Here is a 19,064-nt window from a genome sequence, read left to right as displayed (position 1 = left end):
ACAATCCAACAAAACAAGGCAAACAAAGCGATTGAATTAATACACGAAAAGACGCACTATAATAAGTAGTAGTTATTCCTAATTTTGGTTGTGCACGATGAAAAAACACAGAGGCTTTACACTTATTGAACTCATTGTCACGATTGCCATTTTGGGATTGCTATCTGCCATTGCCTTATCATTTGGGGCAAATATTTCAAGCTCTACCCGCTCTGAAACTTACTTACAGGAACTCAAGCGTACTGTCACGTTTGCCAGAGCACATGCAACTGCAACAGATGAAATCATTGTAATTTGCCCCGCAAGCCAAGCGCTGGTTGAAACCAACAGCGACTTTAACTGCCTGACCGACTGGCAAAATAACCGCATCACAGTGTTTTTAGACCGAAATAACAACGGCTCGTACAACGCTGATGCCGATGACCTGTTGCGTGTGATGGAGCGCGTGCCTGAAAACGACGCATTGTCATTTCCAAGTGCCAGTCTACGCTTTGATTCAAGTGGCCGCACAGCAATGCTGCAAGCCAGCAGCTTTGTCTATTGCCCTTCTGCAACCAACTTTGCCAATCAACAATTAGAGATAAGTGTTGTGGGGTCTGCGCTCTATCGCGGTGATACCCAGCTCACCTGCAATTAATCGCTTCATTGTGGTTTTTAGATAAGTGTCTTTGAACTGAGTACATCCGCGGTCGCGGAATTAAGCTTAAGGACTGATACTTACCAACTCCGCCCATGATAATTATTCATACTCCTTGTGATATAGCGCTCCCCATCTACGCTAGAATAATGACTCATGCACGGATGCATACTCATGAATGTAAGGAACTGCTTCGGATTTACCCTGTTTGAATTGATCATTTGCATGGCGCTGTTTGGTGTTATGGTGCTACTCTCGGCCCCTGCCATACACACACTGACCGAATTAGACAGGCCCAAAACTGCGCTATTGAACATCGACCGTCACCTGACCTTATCGAGGTTGCTGGCTATCACACACAATGCACCTGTCACTATGTGTCCATTAGTCAACGGCCACTGTACAACTCAGTGGCACAAGGAGCTGACTGTTTTCACCGATTATCAGGATCGCGCTCAGTTCGATAACGGAGATATCAAGCTAATGGTATTGTCGGGGATCACGACCAGCGACACGTTAGAATACCCCAGAAAAGCGATAACCTTTAAACACACAGGGACTTTAAGAGGATTTGGTAATGGTACCTTTGTTTACTGTGCCAGACGCCTTCGCGGAGATCCTATCGGGCTGGCTTTGTCTGTCAGTGTGGTAGGTCGAAGCAGACTCAGAGAAACGACAAAATGCCATTAGCGCCATATTTGTCCCTTCAAATTGAGCTAACCTTATTGGCCAACTCTGTACAATAACTCATATTGAATGCGCTTTGCACAACGCGCTCATTCAGGCACAGTGCACGGTGATTAAATCTGAGTCAACATGAGAATGAAAACAGGACCTGCATCTGGCTAGATCGCAGTGATCATCGCCCCCAACATTGATCTGCGGTGAAGTTACCTGTACTACCCCGAATATTCAAGTTATTGATGGTTAGGGTTGTACAATCGGGATCGTCCTCAAGTGGGCCCCCGATGCCGTGGCCGTAATTGTAAAGGTATTGAGGTTCGCACCCAGTGCTATGGTCAGGGTAAAATAATCATTCTCCGTTGTGGTTTGCAATCCCAGCTCAGCTAATGTGCTGGCATATTGCCGGTTGTCCACAAAATACTGTTCCTGTTTGTTCGCAGCATCAAGCAAAGTGGATGCAGCTTCAGCTCTGGCTGCACGCTTCACATACAATGAATAACTGGGGTAAGCAATGCTGGCTAAAATACCCAGGATTGCGATGGTGATCATCAGCTCAATCAGAGTGAATCCCAATACTGTACGATTAGTTCTTTTCATCATGCTCTTCTTTTTTGTATATGTACAATAACCGAGTTTGCATTTCGATTTGTACGTCATTTTCACCAGTTACACCACCGACACCGCCGTCTGACTTTCTATATGGCTCGGCAGCATCGGGTTCCACCAGCCGGATCTTGCCATCTATAACATCGTCACTGTTCTCAGTCACAATAGGACTTATCAGCTGCGCTTTAATTGTGGTACTGCCATCCTCATTGGTATGTTCGCTATAGTGTACTCTGGGTGTATCCGGCACTTCTGCGGTAGTCTGAAAACTTCTCAGATCCAACATCTGCATACCATAGTTCAGGTGCAACGCATATAACCTTCCCCTGCCCGCAGTGATAGAACACTCGTTTATCTCGACACTGGCAGGCGTAAAAGTTGTGTAATAGGCAACACCGGCGACAATGGTTGCTGCCGCCATCGCTTTTTCGCCATCAGCAAGTTCCAACTTCCAGCCGTTTGCCAAACCCAGCTCAACTTCTTTTTCTACAAACTGGTCAAAATCATCCAGCCGAGAGTAAAAGGGGTCACTGGTGACATCCAGTAGGTTTGCAGATGTGATAGTCGCCGGTACACTGTCCCCTCTAAATGATTGTGTTTTGGTGTTTTCATCCCGAATCATATAGAGAAAATCCTGCACAGCAGTAGACGTCGGCTTGGCTCGGTTACCACTGCCAATCAGTAGCCCTTCATAAGGGATGTCCCTGCGAATAGTGATCGTCTGACCATTTACCGTTTCAGTTGATACCTTAGAAAAGTAGGTGCGAGCTACAACCGGACGGTAGAAAAGCCGTCGCTTGTGATTGTCCGTGTCTCCGCTAAGATCTGCCAGTTTGAAGTGTGTCCAGGGAGTTTCACGGTCGCTTGGATTGGTCCCGGGCATGTCAAAGCGCCAGACACCTCCTCCTGTATCCGAAGCATAGATACGATCAATATAGCCATCATAATCAGAATCAACGGTGCTGAGGTCTGCTGCGATACTATGCTTGCCAGAGAAACCATTAGCCGCAGTCAGGCTCCAAAACGGCTTACCCGTTTCTATGTCAACAATATAAATACCCCGGCCAACGTTGTCGTCAGAAAAGAGCGCATTATCTTTATTGGTATCATATCCGGCACCAAAAATAACAACTGGCGTATCCGGTTTAGATTTAATAAAAGTCACCAAAGGTTTAGACCAGGTTTGAGCCAGTTGCTCATAGGGCGCAGACCCGCCTTTGATAGGTCCTCCCCACAATAACTTAGGATTATCAGGGGACGTAATATCAAACCCATAATACTCGTTGCCACCACGTCGCATACCGGCAATGAGCCAAACGCGCTCTCCGCTACCTACCTTACCATCGTCATTTTTGTCCCAGAAATAAACCGTTATCGGGCCATCCATACCGTATAACTTGGTATCATCCTGGCGCACCATTTGAGGTCTGAGTATGTCCAGCAAGGAACCGGGAACAAACGCCCAGCTCTCCGTCACGGTGTCGCCGTTGTCCTTAAACATGTGGAGGAACCCGGCATTAGTACCCACAATCACTCGCAAGTCGCCATTGCCATAATCCAGCGTTACGGGCCTTGAGTGCAAGGGGTCGCCAAAAATGGTGTCGCGTCGGTCAGTGGTTGAGCCGTTATTGTTTTCATCATTAACGTCAATCCCTCTGGACCAGTCAATCACATCAGGTAACAGACCGGCATTATCCACCGAAAACATGGTGCTCAATTTTGACAAGTCACCACCCGCAGCGATCAATGCGGTGGCATAGTCAAAAGACATTAAGGTGCCTTTACCATAGTCTGAATAAAGCTTGCGTGTTGTTTGCCGTGATAACTGATAGTTAACGCCACCGACCCCCACTTTTGAGCCATCTTTAGAACCAGGCTGAGACCAATACGTGGTGACATTATCTGCGATAACCCCCTCTTCATTAATGGCATGGCTACTACTTCCCATGCCATGTATCACAGATCCTTTCACCTTGAGCTTTTTCAGATTGCCCCGCCACCGGGTGTGGGTTTCTGGATAAAACATAGTGTAATAGATTGAGTCTCCACTGCGACTCAAGTCTGAGCTACTGGTTGATACAGAAGGCGATGAAAAACTGTCACTCTTTTCGCGAATGTTAGTAATGGTGGCTTTCAATGCTTCAGAAAGCTCAGAGGCCGTATTCGCATGTTTGTATTCTCCGCCACCATCAAGAGCGGTTTGCTCAAGCAAGGTTTTGCCCGCATTGGACATCCCCGTACCAAAGCCTATGGTATAGGTGCGGGCAAAGTCCAGTTCTTCCGGCGTACTGGGGTAAAGATCGACCTGAGTTTCGGGTGTTCCTCTCATCACTTTAGCGAGTGAGTTAAGGTAGTTGTTGGATACTCTGCTGGGCGCAGAGCCAAACGTAGACACATATTTATTATAGATATCCGTATTACGCGCTGAGTCACTGGTCGGATCGCCATCTGTCATCAGAATGATATTGGTCGACGTGTCGCAGCGTTTCGGCGCCAGGGGATCCGGCTTAAAGGGCGAAATATAATAACCATTACTTTCAACACTGCGATCACGGTCGCTTTTATCCTGCCCGTAAAGAACCCGTTTACCTGTTAGATAAAGATATGCCTCCCACAGGGTTTCCGACAAAGGTGTGCTGCCGCTGGCTGGCAAGTTAGCAATTTTACTTTTTAGCGTTGTTGTATCTGTACCCAGGCCATTAAGTACATATCCACCTGAACTGGAATAGAGTCGCATTAAGCCGATATCGAAATCTGGGTTGTCATCTACCAGTGTTGTAATCGCATCCTGTGCAACCTTTAAGCGACTATCGCCACAGTTTGATTGTTGGTACCAGCCATTACGTACCTTGTAACAACGTTTGCTGGTCTGCGAAGAATCAAAGCAATCAATGCTACGAAACCGCCCTCTACGATACTCATAGCACCGCTGGCCATCCTTCACATCCCACGCCATACTTCCCGATGTATCAAAAACAACCAGCACTCGTGACTTTTCTGAGTTAGAGATGTCATGTTTAACAAATAACTCGATATCCTCGGCCTGAATGCTGAACACACAAATACAACTCAGCAAGCCTAATAGTCTATACCACATTATTGATTCCCCAGGTTGCTAAGCGCTTCCTGCGCAACGCCAATCACAACGGTCACCTGATGCTGAGCTTGGTCACCATATTGCACTGTACTTTCCACTTCAGTGATCACACAGCTTAGTCCAGCAGTGAAGTTAAAAACACGCGGACACTCCAGTAACAGCTGACCGCTGTTGAGGTTGGCTTGCAGGCTTTCCAGTTCTATTTCTTCATCATTGCGGATCACCCGGCCAACCATCTCTCCTGCATCGTTTTCAAACTGGCCGTTACGGGCATGAAAAACACTTTCGTTAAACAGTACTTTCTCTTGTGAAATAATGCGCTGTACTTCTCCCATCAACAATGCCTCGGCAGCTTCACGCTCTTGCGCGGCATTTGTCACTTTAATATCTATAGTACTGCTACTCATCAGGGTCACAGCGACGCTCATCACGGCCACAATAAGGACCATAGAAACAATCAGCACCATGCCCTGCTGTTTATGCGCCATTACCATGTTGAAATTCCCATGTTATAGAGTTGGATTGTGGTCGAGAACACCGTCCGACGATAATTGTCATTAAAGGTCAGGGTTCGTCTGTCCGGGTCATTGCCCAGGGTATAAGTCTGGCTTTTCAATTCCAGATCCGCATCAGCCTCAAGTACTCTGACTAATGCGATGATCTGCACGGTCAGAATCCCACCTGAGCGCTCCCAGTCTCCAGCGGTCATATCTTGTGTACTACGATAAGTATCTACGCGGCTGTCACCATTGGTGTCCAGTCCAAACAGGTAGCGAATATCTTCGACCCCTTCAATCACAGCTTCTGTGGTCATCCCGCCACTCACGGTCAGTCTTCTGCGCATCAGGATTGGAGTGGTGATAGTTTTGCTATTGATCTGAATTTGCTGCTCTTCGATATAGTAAACATGATGACTGTAGGGCCACAACGTAGCGTTGTTAGTCGGCATGCCAGCAAAACTATCCCCGGCGACAAAGGTGCCCTGTTCTTGCTGTGCAATAAAATAGTAACGATTGTCTTCAACATCGCCGAAATCTGTAATTTGCCTTCCTTCGAGAAACTTAAGCTGTAACACCTCTGTATTGTTACGCGCCCCTGAGATGCAATCTAACGCCGCACCACTTGTTTGCTCCGCGTAGATAGAGCGGAAGTTCGTCTGTACCGCATTGGGAAAACTACCATTATTGAGACCGCCAAAACAATCGTTCGTTGGATTCGCTGGACTGGTTGAATTAATCGTGGTCAGGCCTTTATCATAAAAGGTGCCCCAGAAACCAACCTGCTCAAGGTCACGGCGTAACAAGGTCAGTGTCAGCCTGCCAACCTCCTGAAGCTCGCCAATCGCCATCGTATCTCGTGTTGTTACTTTCATACTGACATACGCTGTGACTACGCCACCCAATAACAAAGCGCCAATAAACATGGAGATCAGTAACTCTACCAGCGTAAACCCTGAGCGTCCCATTTCAGTCCCTCACCAGTAAATAACTGTTTATGCTTACTACTCGTCGATAGTCATTGTTTTCGCCACAGTTAATCGCCTGGTTGGCAGCATTCATGACAAATGCCTGACGACCTGCCCAGGCAACACTGACCGTCACATTGAAGCCTCGCCCCTGCGTATTGGCCACCGGCGTTGTACTAATACACACAGTAGTATCGTCAAGCGAGCCCGTGTTCTCTTTGGCTTGTATGGCCATAACCCATTGCTCCAGATCCATCGCAGCAATTTCAGCATTGGTACATGTATTACTGAAACAGCCATTATTGCCATTTATAGTCGCCGTGCTGCTGAATACTTGCTGATATTGTGTATCTAGATTGAGGGTGTCGTTACTGCGGATCCGCTGCATAATATCACCAGCCAGGGCCACAGCAGCTGCGCGTTGCATAGAGTCAAAACTGGCTTGCTTTGCCTTCGCTTGCAGTGCTACAGCACCGAGCAGGCCAAAGCTCAACACCATAAAAGCGATCAGCGTTTCTAAGAGGGTAAATCCGCGATTTGCGTTACTACACACAGTTCTTGCCATCATTTTTCAAAGTCAGTTTGCTCCATCACATAATATAATGAATCACTTCGTCATGAACCTGATCGTGGGCTCAACGGTCAATCAGTCGGGTTTAATGGTCAGAATAGCGACTTAAAATTAGCCGCAGCCCGGCGGCTCACCGTAATGGGCTCAGCAAAGCCATTCAACCGGACTCTGTGATTCCCTTCCACGGACTCCAGACTCAACACCGCCTGCTTTTTCACCAGTGTATTTCTGTGTACCTGTACAAAGTGTCGTGGATAGGTTGCCAGTAACTTCTTTAGGGGAATATCTACCAATGCCTCACCACCGGTAAAATAAATGTGGGTATAACGCTCGTCACTTCTGGCTACCAGAATATCGGATACCGCAACCCAGCGCGTATCATGGCCTACCTGATATTGCAGACGCTGCATTTTCTCGCCATAGATATGTTCAAGTAAGGCAACCAGGCGGTCTTTATCTATGGGTTTAACCAAATACCCTTCTGCCAGCAGATCGAACGCTCGCAGGGCATGTTCAGCGAATGCTGTCACAAAAACAATTTTGCATTCTGGCATTTTTTGTCTGAGCAAACCCGCGACTTCCAGACCATCAATGCCGGGCATAGCAATATCGAGAAACACCAGCTCGGGTAAGGTATCCTCACACAATTGCAGCGCCTGCTCACCGTCTGCCGCTTCTGCCACGCAAGTGAAATGTTCAAACTCCGACATCAAGCGCCGTAACCGCCGTCTGGCGATAGGTTCATCATCCAAAATCAGATAATTCATAAGCTCCGGTGTCAGGTAAAGTAATGGTAGCTAAGAATTTATCATTATCTCGCTCAATCCTCAAACTTGCCCGGCGCTGGTAATAGAGTGACAGTCGTTTATCGATATTTTTTGTCGCAATCCCATTGCCACTGGAGTGATGTGTTACGTGTGGTAAGGGATTAGTCACACTCAGTGTGATTGTATTATCACGTTTTTCAATGTGAATAGTAATGGTGCCGCCCTGGACACGCTTTTCTATGCCGTGCAATACTGCATTCTCGACCAGAGGTTGCAACGTCAGTGTCGGGATAGGCACACTCAACAGGGCATCATCGATTAGCCACTGAACCTGTAGCCTTTGCTCGAAACGAAAACGCTCCAGACAAAGGTAATCTTTCGTTAGCGCCACTTCATCTGCAATGGTATGCCATTTTTTTTCGGCAAAAGACACTCGCATCAGGCGGGCAAGTAATAAGGCTGCTTGTTCCGCATCAGCTGCATTTTCATGCGTTAATTCAGCCAACGTGTTTAACGTATTGTGTAAAAAGTGCGGTCGTATTCTTGCCTGCAAGGCATCAATTTCCGCTCGCGCAGCCAGCTCAAGCGCATTAACATTGTCAATGTAGATCGACATAAAGTACAGCAGGATCACCACAACAAAACAACATATGGCGCTATTGCTAAATACCGGACCCCAATCAATCGGCACATGGGAAGACAGAGGCGTAAACTGGATCCCGATACTCAGACCAATACACACACTAATAAACACAATAAAGACGATGCTCAGTTCCAGAACACCATTTTGAGCCGGTTTAGACACTTTAAAGGCGCTGATAAGAGCTATAACACCTAAAGACAATAAAGCGTTACCATGGGTGAATAAACTCACCAGCCCTAAAGTCAGCCAGAAGTCATCATAATCAGCGAGCGTATAAATAAAGGAGAGAGATTGCGAGGCGATCAGCATAGCCAGTACGCCCCGCTCAGATACCATGGCTTTTAGCAGTCCCAGGCCAATCGCCTCTGACTTATCCATGGTCTGTCGCACCTACCGAAGTTCGACAGGCACAGCGAAAACCACATTTTCTTCCTGACCCGGGTTTTCTACAACGGTTTGTCCACCAAGCGCTTTGAGTCGGGCAATGACCTGCTGCACCAACACCTCAGGTGCTGAAGCACCAGCAGTTACACCCACTTTGTTTACACCATCAAACCAGCTCGCATTCAGGCATTGGTCATCATCAATTAGAAATGCGCGTGTGCCCATTTTGTCCGCAAGCTCACGCAGGCGATTTGAGTTAGAACTATTCTTAGCACCAACGACCAACAGCAAGTCGACCTTGTTAGCCAGGTCTCTAACCGCGTCCTGACGGTTTTGTGTGGCGTAACAGATATCATCCTTACGTGGACCATGGATCTGTGGAAACTTTTCCCGCAGCGCTTCAATCACATCCGAAGTATCATCTACCGACAAGGTCGTCTGGCTGCAATAAAAAAGGTTGCTAGGATCTTTTACTTCCAGCGTACTGACATCCTCAGGTGTTTCAACCAGATATATACCACCCGCTGGGTTATTATATTGGCCCATAGTACCTTCTACTTCCGGGTGTCCATGGTGTCCGATAAGGATACACTCCGTGCCTTTGCGGCTTGCACGTGTGACTTCCATATGTACTTTGGTGACCAAAGGGCAAGTCGCATCAAAGACTTTTAGTTCGCGACGTTTTGCTTCCTGACGCACCTGCTGAGATACACCATGCGCACTGAATATCACAATGCTGTCATCTGGCACCTGATCCAGCTCTTCAACAAACACCGCACCACGGGCACGCAGCCCGTCTACTACATATTTGTTGTGTACCACTTCATGACGCACATAAATGGGTTTTTCAAAGATATCAAGGGCACGTTCTACGATACTGATTGCTCGGTCTACCCCGGCACAAAAACCACGTGGATTTGCAAGCAAGATTTCCATTAGTTTTTCACCTCTAAAATATCAACTTCAAAGGTCACCTTTTGCCCGGCCAGAGGATGGTTGAAGTCTACAGTAACAGAATCTCCGGCAACCTCGCGGATCAGGCCTGGCAGCTCAGTTCCGTCAGGCTGAGTAAAGGCAATAATGCTGCCTACTTCAGCGGGTGTTTCAGAACCAAACTTACTGCGGTCGATATAATAAATGTTGTCCGGGTTGGGCATACCGAAGGCATCCTGCGGCTCTAGCTCAAACGATTTACTATCTCCGGCACGCAGTCCCAGCAAACATTTTTCAAAATTTTCAGTCAAACTACCGTCACCCATAAAGAGCTTTGCCGGTTTATCATGTACTTTCGTTGAGTCCGCTGCAGAACCGTCAGCCAGTTTTATTGAAAAGTGAAATAAAACCTCGGACTGTGGGCCTATTATCTGCTCACTCATGCCTTGTTCTCCTGGGTATCTGCGTTATCACCAAAAATGGCGTCAAATAACAATAAACCTGCGCCACCAACGATAGCCATATCCGCTACGTTGAATGCCGGGTAATGCCAGTCCTGATAGTAAAAGTGCAAAAAGTCTACTACGTAGCCTAAGGTAACCCGATCATACAAGTTACCTAGTGCGCCTGATAGCACTAAAGCGTAAGCACTGCACAGCAACCAGTTTTTTGCAGGTAACTTTTTAAGCCAATACACCAGTAGAGCACTAATAGCGACTGCGATACCACTCAAGAACCAACGTTGCCAGCCTCCCGCTTCACTAAGAAAGCTAAACGCAGCACCATAGTTATGCATATAAGTAAAATTAAAAAATGGTAGCAACTCAATCGACTCATACAGTCGCATATTTGCTACCACCAGTGCTTTCGTGCCGAAGTCTACTGCAAACAGCAGTAGACTCAGCCACAACCACACCAGACCACTACGTTCGGTCGATTTGGTCATGTAATACTCCTAATTAAGCAAACTGACGCTGTTCACCAGCACCATCGACATTCGTCACACAGCGACCACATAGTTCTGGGTGCTCTGCATGTTGACCAACATCTTCGCAGTGATGCCAGCAACGATCACATTTCGGTGCTTGTGTGGCTTTAACGGCAATGAATAGTCCGTCAATTTCTGTAGCAACGGCAGCTTCTGGCTTCGTATTTACAACTTCTACTTGCGCTTTTGATGTCAGTAATACGAATCGTAGCTCGTCTTTCAAAGTCATCAGCTTCTGTGCCAAATCACCGCCTGTGTACAACGTAACTTCGGCCTGCAAAGTAGCACCGATAATCTCTTCTTTACGTGCACTTTCCAGTACTTTATTAACTTCATCACGTACTGACAGCAATTCCTGCCAGAAGTCATTGCTCAGCTGCCCTTCGCTCACTTGGGTAAGACCATCGTACCAAACATCAGTAAATACGAATTCACCACGCTCACCAGGTAACACTTCCCAGATTTCCTGGGCTGTGAAGCTCATAATAGGCGCCATCCAGCGCGTCATCGCTTCAGCAATATGGTAAAGCGCACTTTGACATGAACGGCGGGCATGACTGTCGCTCTTCGCGGTATACTGTCGGTCTTTAATCACGTCAAGATAGAACGAACCCAGCTCACCGGTACAGAAATTCATCAGCTTTTGTGTCACTACCAGCATCTGGTAATTATCATACGCTTCGACAATTTCCTGCTGTAGCTGCGCAGCTCGGCTGACAATCCAGCGATCCAGCTCAATCATATCTTCTACAGCAACCAGGTCCGTTGCAGGATTGAAGCCACTCAGGTTGGACAGCAAATAACGGCTGGTATTTCGGATCCGGCGGTAGCGATCTGCCGCGCGCTTAAAGATCTGATCTGACACGGTCATTTCAGCAGTGTAGTCTGTTGAAGCTACCCACAGGCGTAAAATATCCGCGCCCAGCTTATTCATAATATCCTGAGGCGAAATAACATTGCCCAGAGACTTAGACATCTTGTGGCCTTTTTCATCCACAGTGAAGCCGTGAGTCAGAACCTGACGATAAGGAGCATGACCATTGATTGCCACAGACGTCATCATCGAAGACATAAACCAGCCACGGTGTTGATCCGAGCCTTCCAGATACAGATCTGCAGGGCCTGTCAGCTCTTCACGAGCATCCACCACACATGCGTGGGTTACACCTGAATCGAACCAAACATCCAGCGTATCTTGCACTTTTACGTACTGCTGTGCATCGGCCTCATTGAGCAGGCTGGCAGGTTCTAAGTCATACCATGCCTGAATACCTTTTTGTTCGACCAGCTTAGCAACGTCTTCAATTAACGCCTCTGTCTGTGGATGCAGCGCTCCAGTGTCTTTATCAACGAACAGTGCAATAGGTACACCCCAGGTGCGCTGACGAGAAATACACCAATCCGGGCGGCCTTCAACCATATTCGCAATGCGATTTTCACCCCACTCAGGGATCCACTGGGTTTTAGCAATCTCTGCCATTGAATCTTGACGCAGGTTAGCCTGATCCATGCTCACGAACCACTGCGGTGTAGCGCGGAAGATAATAGGCGTCTTGTGGCGCCAACAGTGCGGATAACTGTGAGTCATGGCATGATGATGTACCAACGCGCCATTTTCTTTTAGCTTCTCAATGATGGCTTCATTGGCTTTAAATACATGCTGGCCAGCAAAAATTGGGGTGTCTGGTAAAAAGACGCCATTTGCTCCAACTGGGTTTGCCACTTCCAGGCCATACGCCTGTCCAGCTGCGAAATCCTCAGGACCGTGACCAGGGGCAGTATGAACAATACCTGTACCTGAATCCGTTGTTACGTGGTCGCCCAGAATAACCGGCACATCGTAGTCATAGATAGGGTGCGCAACGCGCAGATTTTCCAGTGCAGCACCTTTGCTGTAACCCAGCACGTGGTAACGATGGAAGCCAAATCGGTCCATTGCATCTTTAACAAGCTCAGAACCCAGCACCATGCGCTGCTCTTTGCCCTCATCTTCAACCTGCACCAAAGCGTACTCAAGAGCACCATGCACTGCCACAGCACGGTTAGCGGGCATAGTCCATGGAGTGGTTGTCCAGATCACTGTGCTTGCCGGGCCTGTACCTTGATGTCCTTCTGTCAGTTCAAAGGCATCAAGCAGTGCCTGCTCATCGACAAAGTCAAATTTGACATCAATCGCTGGCGACTGCTTATCCTGATACTCAACTTCTGCTTCTGCTAACGCAGAACCACAGTCTGTACACCAGTGAACAGGCTTTGCACCTTTATGCAGGTGACCATTTTTAATAATGCGGCCCAATACGCGCAACGCATTGGCTTCAAAGTCGAAATTCATTGTCAGGTATGGACGATCCCAATCGCCTAACACACCCAAACGTTTAAAATCAGTTTTTTGGCCTTCAACCTGCTTGCGAGCGTACTCACGGCATTTCTCACGGAACTCTGCAACTGATACTTTCTTGCCGGGTTTACCAACTTTCTTCTCAACTTGCAGTTCAATTGGCAGACCATGACAATCCCAGCCCGGCACATAAGGTGCGTCGAAGTCGGAAAGTGTCTTTGATTTAATAATAATATCTTTGAGGATCTTATTAACTGAGTGACCTAAGTGAATGTTGCCATTGGCATAAGGAGGACCATCGTGCAAAATGAACGGCTTTTTACCTTTTTTGGCATTACGGATCTGACCATACAGATCCTGCTCGTACCATGTTTTAAGCATTTTGGGCTCGCGTTGTGCCAAATTGCCACGCATTGGAAACTCGGTTTCCGGTAGATTTAACGTATGCTTGTAGTCGCTCATTTACTTTACTTTCCGTATCGGCTACTTAAAATTATTGAAAAAAGTGTTTTGCAGCAGTGACATCCTGAGCAATCTGCTCAGTTAGGTGCTGCAATGACTCAAATTTTTGTTCATCACGGAGCTTATGAAGAAGCTCCACTTTTATAAACTGACCATATATTTCCTGGTCAAATTCAAATATATGTACCTCGAGCAAAGCTCGCTTGCCATTTAAGGTTGGCTTGGTGCCCACATTGGCAACACCTTTGTACATTGTATTGCCTACATTTATGCGCACAGCAAATACCCCTTGTACAGGGCTAACCTGACGCTTAAGCGCAACATTGGCGGTCTTAAAACCTAGCTCACGCCCTTTTTTCCAACCATGAATAACACGGCCCGAAATCGCATAGGTGTGGCCCAGCATTGCGTGCGCACGCGCGACATCACCCTCGGCCAGTGCTGCACGGATCAACGTACTGCTGACCCGGCTATTTTGCTGCCTGAAACTCTGTGTATCTTTGACGTCCATATTTAGTTCGGGGCCAAGTCGCTGTAGCATTGCGAAATCACCGACACGCCCTTTACCAAAGCGAAAATCGTCACCAACAGTCAAAGCTCGGACACCAAGCTTGGTGCACAGTACGTCACGCACAAAGTCTTCTGCCTGGAAATTAGCAAATCGCGCGTTAAAGCTCACACAAATAACACGTTCAATGCCAATATCTGCCAGTAACGCCAGTTTATCTCTCAGCCGGGTCAACCTGGCTGGAGCCTGCTGCCTGGCAAAAAATTCCTGCGGCTGTGGCTCAAAAAGCATGACAGTGCTCGGCAAATTGTGTGCGTGTGCATCTGCAACTAACCCTTTCAGTACCTCAGTGTGTCCCAAGTGCACGCCATCAAAGTTTCCTATCGTCAACACACAGCCGTAATGGTGGGGTCGAATATTGTGGATCCTCGGATCAATTGCATACAACTAACACCTGTGATTACTAAAGAAGTATAAAAGCCCGATTATACCCAAGTTACCGGCAAATGCGAATAAAGCCTACGCAGGCTGTACAGGCGCTGCTGAACTGTCTTTAAGCGTGCTCAACCGAACCCCCATCAGGTACATCATACTAAAATAAACCAGTATTGCAGCCACCAGCTGAAGGCCCAGTAAACCGATTTGTGTTATCAGGTCATTCCCCTGCCAGGACAACTGGCGGTTGAGCCATATTAATACACCGGACATCACGAGACTGGACAAGATACACTTTGCGGTGAATGCAATGGTAAACCTGGATACACGGTAGACACCCTGTTGATTGAGTTGCCTGTATAACAAGGCCGCGTTGCAGGTCGCAGATAGCGCAGTTGCCAGTGCCAGCCCCAGATAGCCGATAAATGGGGCGAGCATCAGATTAAACAACATGTTCAGTGACATGGCAATGATACCAATTTTAACTGGCGTTTTTGTGTCTTGCCGGGCAAAAAAACCAGGGGCTAGCACTTTAATCAGCATAAAGCTCACCAAGCCGACCGAGTACGCTGTAACAGCGCCACTCACGGCAGCAACGTTGTCATGTTCCCCCTGGTTAAATTCACCATGGCCAAACAACACAGAGATAATTAATGGACTAATCAGCATCAGTCCGGCCATCGCTGGTATCCCCAGAAATATGACAAACCGCACCCCCCAGTCGAGCGTTTGCTGGAATTCCTCAATACTGTCCTTAGCGTGCAATTTCGACAGCGCAGGTAAAATCACCGTCGCAATCCCTATACCAAACAGGCCTAATGGAAATTCAATTAACCTGTCAGCATAGTACAACCAGGCAATAGAGCTGGTTGCCAACGCAGCAGCAATAACAGTATCAAGTAGCAGATTGATCTGGCTTACAGATACACCAAACATGGCGGGCAACATCAGCTTACGCACCTTTACCACTTCAGGTGAACGCCAGGCAAATTTTGGTCGCGACAGCATGCCCAGACGGGCCAAAAACGGCAACTGAAACAGGAACTGGGCCAGGCCACCCAGAAATACGCCTATCGCCAATGCATAAGCGCCCTGCTCAAATTGGTCATGTAATAACAGCGCACAGCTGATGATACTGATATTTAGTAATACGGGTGTAAATGCTGCCACAGAAAAGCGGTTGTACACATTAAGCACCGCCCCACTGAGCGCCACTAAAGAGATAAAGAAAAGATAGGGAAAAGTGAACTTGAGTAATGCACTCGCCAGTACAAACTTCTCAGCATTTTCACCACCGTGCCACCAGTCAATGAACCAGCTGGTGCCAAACAAACCGGCAATCACTGGCGAGCCCACGACGCCAACTAAGGTGACAAGCATTAGAATTGTACCTAAGGTACCTGCAGCCTGAGCAACAAAGACCCTGACTTTGTCATCTCCGTGTTGTTCTTTGATCTCAGCGAGAACAGGAACAAACGCCTGTGCAAACGCACCTTCAGCGAATAAGCGGCGCATAAAATTCGGAATACGGTTTGCAAACAGGAAAACATCCGCGGCAAGTCCTGCTCCCAGCAGATTTGCCACCACAGCGTCTCTGACTAATCCCATTACCCTGGATATCATCGTCATGGCACTCACAATCATGCCTGATTTAAACAGCCCCTTCGCCACTGCATTTCCTCAGATAAATTTTTGCGCGGAATTATGCCACAATCAGATAAAGATAAATACTCGCGAAAATGAGGGTTTTTGCGAGTATTAGCCTGATCAATTGGGGTCAATCGTAGCACAACAGCCAGGCATATTTACGCTCGTTTGTGTGGATAATCATAAACACTCTAGTAGAGCGATTATGGATTTGTTACAATGCGCCCAGACTGCCAAGCCGTGTGCCGCTAAAGGTGCTGACTTGGTATACGATCTGAGACTGTGATTGCACTCAATCGTTTCAGACAAGCTATCGTGCAACCCAACTAGCCGCTTATGGCTGCGAGGGGCTAGGGACAAGCGCGATACACAAACAAATTGACCAGCCGAGGGGAATTTTTATTGACTTTAAAGAATAAAAAGGGCATATTCCTCGGCCTTTAAACTAAGCTTATTTTAAGATTGTTAGGAGCATACCTTGGCTAACATCAAGTCTGCAAAAAAACGCGCTATCACTAGCGAAAAACGCCGTCAGCACAACGCAAGCCGTCGTTCAATGATGCGTACTTACTTCAAAAAAGTAGTAGCTGCTATTGAAGCTGGTGACAAAGAAGCTGCACAGCAAGCTTTCGCTGTTGCTACACCTATCCTGGACCGTTACGCAACTAAAGGTCTTATCCACAAAAACAAAGCTGCTCGTCATAAGAGCCGCCTAGCTGCTAAGATCAAAGCGCTATAATTGTGGTTTTGGATATGAAAAAGCCGACGTAAGTCGGTTTTTTTATGTCTGGAAGAAAGCTTCTACGCTGCTGACTCAGGCAGTAGACACAAGTCCTCTGGACGGAAGTGTGTCAATACTCATTGCCCAAACCAAATATAATAAGCCAGCAGTTAAGCTAACTCTAGCTTTGGATAAAACTTCTTTAGCATCGCCGCAATTTTCTTTGGCGAAAAAGGCTTAACAACAAACCCTTTTGCTCCCCGTTCAATTGCATCTTTCACATTATCAACTGTTGAGTGTGCTGACACCATCACTACATTGATATCCGGATTAATCTCGGCAAGCTCCGCAATTAGCTCCTTTCCATCCCCGTCAGGTAGTTCGATATCTAAAAAACGATATCAAAAAAACGATATCAAAGTGACGTTCCTCACAGGCGGTAATACATTGTTTCGCAGTCGATGCTTCTTTAACATTATCGATCCCCAGATGCATCAGAGTTTGATGTAAGAAACTGCGAACAGTGCCTACGTCATCAACAATTAGTATAGAGATTTGTTGTTCCATATCCTTTCCCGTGGGCTAGTCAATTGAAATGCGCTATTATTAGCATAGAACTATTATAGAGTCCTGCAAACAAAAGGCTATAGCAAAGCATGGCACAAAGACCAAAAAAACAAACTCTACTCAATCAGGTAGATGCCAGGTCCAAGAAAAAACGACCGTCACAAAAAAAACGTTTATCACCTCAACAACAACGAGCATTACAACAACAGCAACAGGCACAACTTGCTGCTGCACAACAAGAAGAAGTTAGACCAAATAAAAGCCGTTGGATTGTCGCAGCCATTATACTGCTTCTAATTATCATTTTTCCCAAACCTAAACTCATCACTTACGAAAAGCTCGGCCTGGTTGCACAGAGTGTATATTGGCCAGGTTTACCTGGGGTTCAGCCCATTTTGTTCGACTCAAACCTGCATATCAGACCAGCTTTAGAGCGAAATACGCTCTATTTGTGTCAGGATGAAAGCGATCCAGACTCCTGCCAGAAGTATCAAATTATAGAGCAACAAGGATTTATTTCGGCGCTTGTAAAGCTAGTTTTAGATTAGAAAAACTAATCTGAAAATTATAAAAATACTCGTTTGAAGAGACCGGGGTTGGGGCGCATAATGGCGCCCCTTTATTGAACAACCTGGAGTACTTTGACGATCATGCCGAACGAATTTGACTGGCTACTTAATTTATTACTGCTAGTGCTAGGATTTGGTGCCTTTTTTATTAACCATAAGACCCTGCTGCGCGGTGCAGCATTGGCGACCTGCAGCATCCTGTTTCTCTTGTTCAGCCTGGATCTGATGAATACTTCAGTGATTTCAAACTTAGGTTTAATTCTGATAAATTCATTTTATCTGTTCAAGCTTTTTACCCACGAGCAGTACAACACGCCTTAGTTTTAACTAGCCTGCACCATCACATACCTTGCGTTGCAGGCTATAAACCCCCGAAGAGGCTTCTAAAGATATTTTCTAATGTCTTAGCCTGCGCTACAATCTGGCCACACCCGTTGGTTTTGGAGACGCAGTATGGCCATGACAGATGAAGAACTTTTTCTTGCCTCTATGGGAGACGTTGTCCCTTTGGCACAAGACAATCAAGCTCAACTAAAACGTCAACAAAACGAACCGACTCTGGCACAACTTGCACGCAGAGAAGCAGCAGAGCAGGAACAGGACTTCGATCCCAACTTTCTTTCGACTGAGTATGTCGACTTGCTCGACCCTCATGATTTGCTCAGCTACAAAAAAGATGGCGTGCAGCAAGGCGTGTTCAAAAATCTCAGGCTTGGTAAATATCAAATAGACGCAACGCTGGACTTACATGGAAAGCCATTCCGAGAAGCCAGAAAATCTCTTTTTGACTTCATTACTGACTGTCATCAACGCAGTATCAGGGTATTGCTAATACGCCATGGTATTGGCTTAAAAAGTAAGCCTTTCCCGGCAATTTTGAAAAGCTACTGTAATAAGTGGTTGCAGGAGATGCCCCAGGTTTTGGCTTTTCATTCGGCTTTGAGTTGCCATGGGGGAAATGGCTCAACCTATGTTTTACTCAAAAAAAGCGAAGAGAAAAAAGTAGAGAACCGAGAGCGACATGCAAAAAGGTGATAGCAGC

At 46.9% G+C, this 19,064-nt stretch carries 18 protein-coding genes and 2 pseudogenes; 6 read left to right on the top strand and 14 right to left on the bottom strand.

Going from position 1 to position 19,064, the window contains the following annotated elements:
• Nucleotides 1-97 precede the first annotated feature (97 nt).
• Complete coding sequence (locus ELR70_RS11225; RefSeq protein ID WP_054014109.1) at nucleotides 98-637, top strand: GspH/FimT family pseudopilin; 540 nt, start codon at nucleotides 98-100, stop codon at nucleotides 635-637.
• A 174-nt stretch (nucleotides 638-811) separates the two neighbouring features.
• Complete coding sequence (locus ELR70_RS11220; protein ID WP_054014110.1) at nucleotides 812-1,327, top strand: GspH/FimT family pseudopilin; 516 nt, start codon at nucleotides 812-814, stop codon at nucleotides 1,325-1,327.
• Nucleotides 1,328-1,496: 169 nt separating this feature from the next.
• Here ELR70_RS11220 and ELR70_RS11215 read toward each other — a convergent pair.
• The 13 genes and pseudogenes from ELR70_RS11215 to murJ all read right to left on the bottom strand — a co-directional run bounded on the left by ELR70_RS11215 (nucleotide 1,497) and on the right by murJ (nucleotide 16,189).
• Nucleotides 1,497-1,918 (bottom strand): annotated as a pseudogene (locus ELR70_RS11215) (type IV pilin protein).
• Nucleotides 1,905-5,024, bottom strand: coding sequence for a PilC/PilY family type IV pilus protein (locus ELR70_RS11210; protein ID WP_054014112.1), 3,120 nt, complete (start codon nucleotides 5,022-5,024; stop codon nucleotides 1,905-1,907). The pseudogene ELR70_RS11215 and the gene ELR70_RS11210 overlap by 14 nt, the downstream one beginning before the upstream one ends.
• A complete protein-coding gene (locus tag ELR70_RS11205; RefSeq protein WP_054014113.1) occupies nucleotides 5,024-5,518 on the bottom strand; it encodes a hypothetical protein in 495 nt (164 codons plus the stop codon). The genes ELR70_RS11210 and ELR70_RS11205 overlap by 1 nt, the downstream gene beginning before the upstream one ends.
• A complete protein-coding gene (locus tag ELR70_RS11200) occupies nucleotides 5,512-6,489 on the bottom strand; it encodes a PilW family protein (protein ID WP_054014114.1) in 978 nt (325 codons plus the stop codon). Before ELR70_RS11200 ends, ELR70_RS11205 begins: the two co-directional genes overlap by 7 nt.
• Nucleotide 6,490: 1 nt before the next feature.
• On the bottom strand, nucleotides 6,491-7,057 hold the full coding sequence (pilV, locus tag ELR70_RS11195; protein ID WP_054014115.1) for a type IV pilus modification protein PilV: 567 nt from the start codon (nucleotides 7,055-7,057) through the stop codon (nucleotides 6,491-6,493).
• Nucleotides 7,058-7,152: 95 nt separating this feature from the next.
• Nucleotides 7,153-7,827, bottom strand: coding sequence for a LytTR family DNA-binding domain-containing protein (locus tag ELR70_RS11190; RefSeq protein WP_054014116.1), 675 nt, complete (start codon nucleotides 7,825-7,827; stop codon nucleotides 7,153-7,155).
• Complete coding sequence (locus ELR70_RS11185; RefSeq protein ID WP_054014117.1) at nucleotides 7,805-8,848, bottom strand: histidine kinase; 1,044 nt, start codon at nucleotides 8,846-8,848, stop codon at nucleotides 7,805-7,807. The genes ELR70_RS11190 and ELR70_RS11185 overlap by 23 nt, the downstream gene beginning before the upstream one ends.
• A 12-nt stretch (nucleotides 8,849-8,860) precedes the next feature.
• The gene (gene ispH / locus ELR70_RS11180; RefSeq protein WP_054014118.1) at nucleotides 8,861-9,790 is read right to left on the bottom strand and encodes a 4-hydroxy-3-methylbut-2-enyl diphosphate reductase; all 930 of its coding nucleotides are present in this window, start codon (nucleotides 9,788-9,790) and stop codon (nucleotides 8,861-8,863) included.
• On the bottom strand, nucleotides 9,790-10,230 hold the full coding sequence (fkpB, locus tag ELR70_RS11175; protein WP_054014119.1) for an FKBP-type peptidyl-prolyl cis-trans isomerase: 441 nt from the start codon (nucleotides 10,228-10,230) through the stop codon (nucleotides 9,790-9,792). Before fkpB ends, ispH begins: the two co-directional genes overlap by 1 nt.
• The gene (gene lspA, locus ELR70_RS11170; RefSeq protein ID WP_054014120.1) at nucleotides 10,227-10,733 is read right to left on the bottom strand and encodes a signal peptidase II; all 507 of its coding nucleotides are present in this window, start codon (nucleotides 10,731-10,733) and stop codon (nucleotides 10,227-10,229) included. Before lspA ends, fkpB begins: the two co-directional genes overlap by 4 nt.
• Before the next feature lie 13 nt (nucleotides 10,734-10,746).
• The gene (gene ileS / locus ELR70_RS11165) at nucleotides 10,747-13,575 is read right to left on the bottom strand and encodes an isoleucine--tRNA ligase (RefSeq protein WP_054014121.1); all 2,829 of its coding nucleotides are present in this window, start codon (nucleotides 13,573-13,575) and stop codon (nucleotides 10,747-10,749) included.
• A gap of 31 nt (nucleotides 13,576-13,606) precedes the next feature.
• Nucleotides 13,607-14,521 carry a bifunctional riboflavin kinase/FAD synthetase gene (ribF, locus tag ELR70_RS11160; RefSeq protein WP_128064779.1) on the bottom strand — a complete coding sequence of 305 codons (915 nt, stop codon included), beginning with the start codon at nucleotides 14,519-14,521 and terminating at the stop codon, nucleotides 13,607-13,609.
• 81 nt (nucleotides 14,522-14,602) lie between these two features.
• A complete protein-coding gene (gene murJ, locus ELR70_RS11155) occupies nucleotides 14,603-16,189 on the bottom strand; it encodes a murein biosynthesis integral membrane protein MurJ (RefSeq protein ID WP_268795146.1) in 1,587 nt (528 codons plus the stop codon).
• A 454-nt stretch (nucleotides 16,190-16,643) separates the two neighbouring features.
• Between murJ and rpsT the strand changes: the two genes are divergently transcribed.
• Nucleotides 16,644-16,904, top strand: coding sequence for a 30S ribosomal protein S20 (gene rpsT, locus ELR70_RS11150; RefSeq protein ID WP_054014123.1), 261 nt, complete (start codon nucleotides 16,644-16,646; stop codon nucleotides 16,902-16,904).
• Between the two features lie 152 nt (nucleotides 16,905-17,056).
• On the opposite strand, the pseudogene ELR70_RS11145 reads toward rpsT, so the two are convergent.
• Nucleotides 17,057-17,453 (bottom strand): annotated as a pseudogene (locus ELR70_RS11145) (response regulator).
• An 89-nt stretch (nucleotides 17,454-17,542) separates the two neighbouring features.
• Here ELR70_RS11145 and ELR70_RS11140 point away from each other — a divergent pair.
• The 3 genes from ELR70_RS11140 to smrA all read left to right on the top strand — a co-directional run bounded on the left by ELR70_RS11140 (nucleotide 17,543) and on the right by smrA (nucleotide 19,057).
• Nucleotides 17,543-18,001, top strand: coding sequence for a hypothetical protein (locus ELR70_RS11140; protein ID WP_054014124.1), 459 nt, complete (start codon nucleotides 17,543-17,545; stop codon nucleotides 17,999-18,001).
• Nucleotides 18,002-18,103: 102 nt separating this feature from the next.
• The gene (locus tag ELR70_RS25395; protein ID WP_054014125.1) at nucleotides 18,104-18,343 is read left to right on the top strand and encodes a hypothetical protein; all 240 of its coding nucleotides are present in this window, start codon (nucleotides 18,104-18,106) and stop codon (nucleotides 18,341-18,343) included.
• 132 nt (nucleotides 18,344-18,475) lie between these two features.
• Complete coding sequence (gene smrA / locus ELR70_RS11130; protein ID WP_054014126.1) at nucleotides 18,476-19,057, top strand: DNA endonuclease SmrA; 582 nt, start codon at nucleotides 18,476-18,478, stop codon at nucleotides 19,055-19,057.
• Nucleotides 19,058-19,064 lie beyond the last annotated feature (7 nt).

This window comes from Pseudoalteromonas sp. R3, assembly GCF_004014715.1.
Taxonomy (GTDB): domain Bacteria; phylum Pseudomonadota; class Gammaproteobacteria; order Enterobacterales; family Alteromonadaceae; genus Pseudoalteromonas.
The sequence above is the reverse complement of the archived record's forward strand: the minus strand, read 5'-3'. Positions and strand labels throughout refer to the sequence as shown.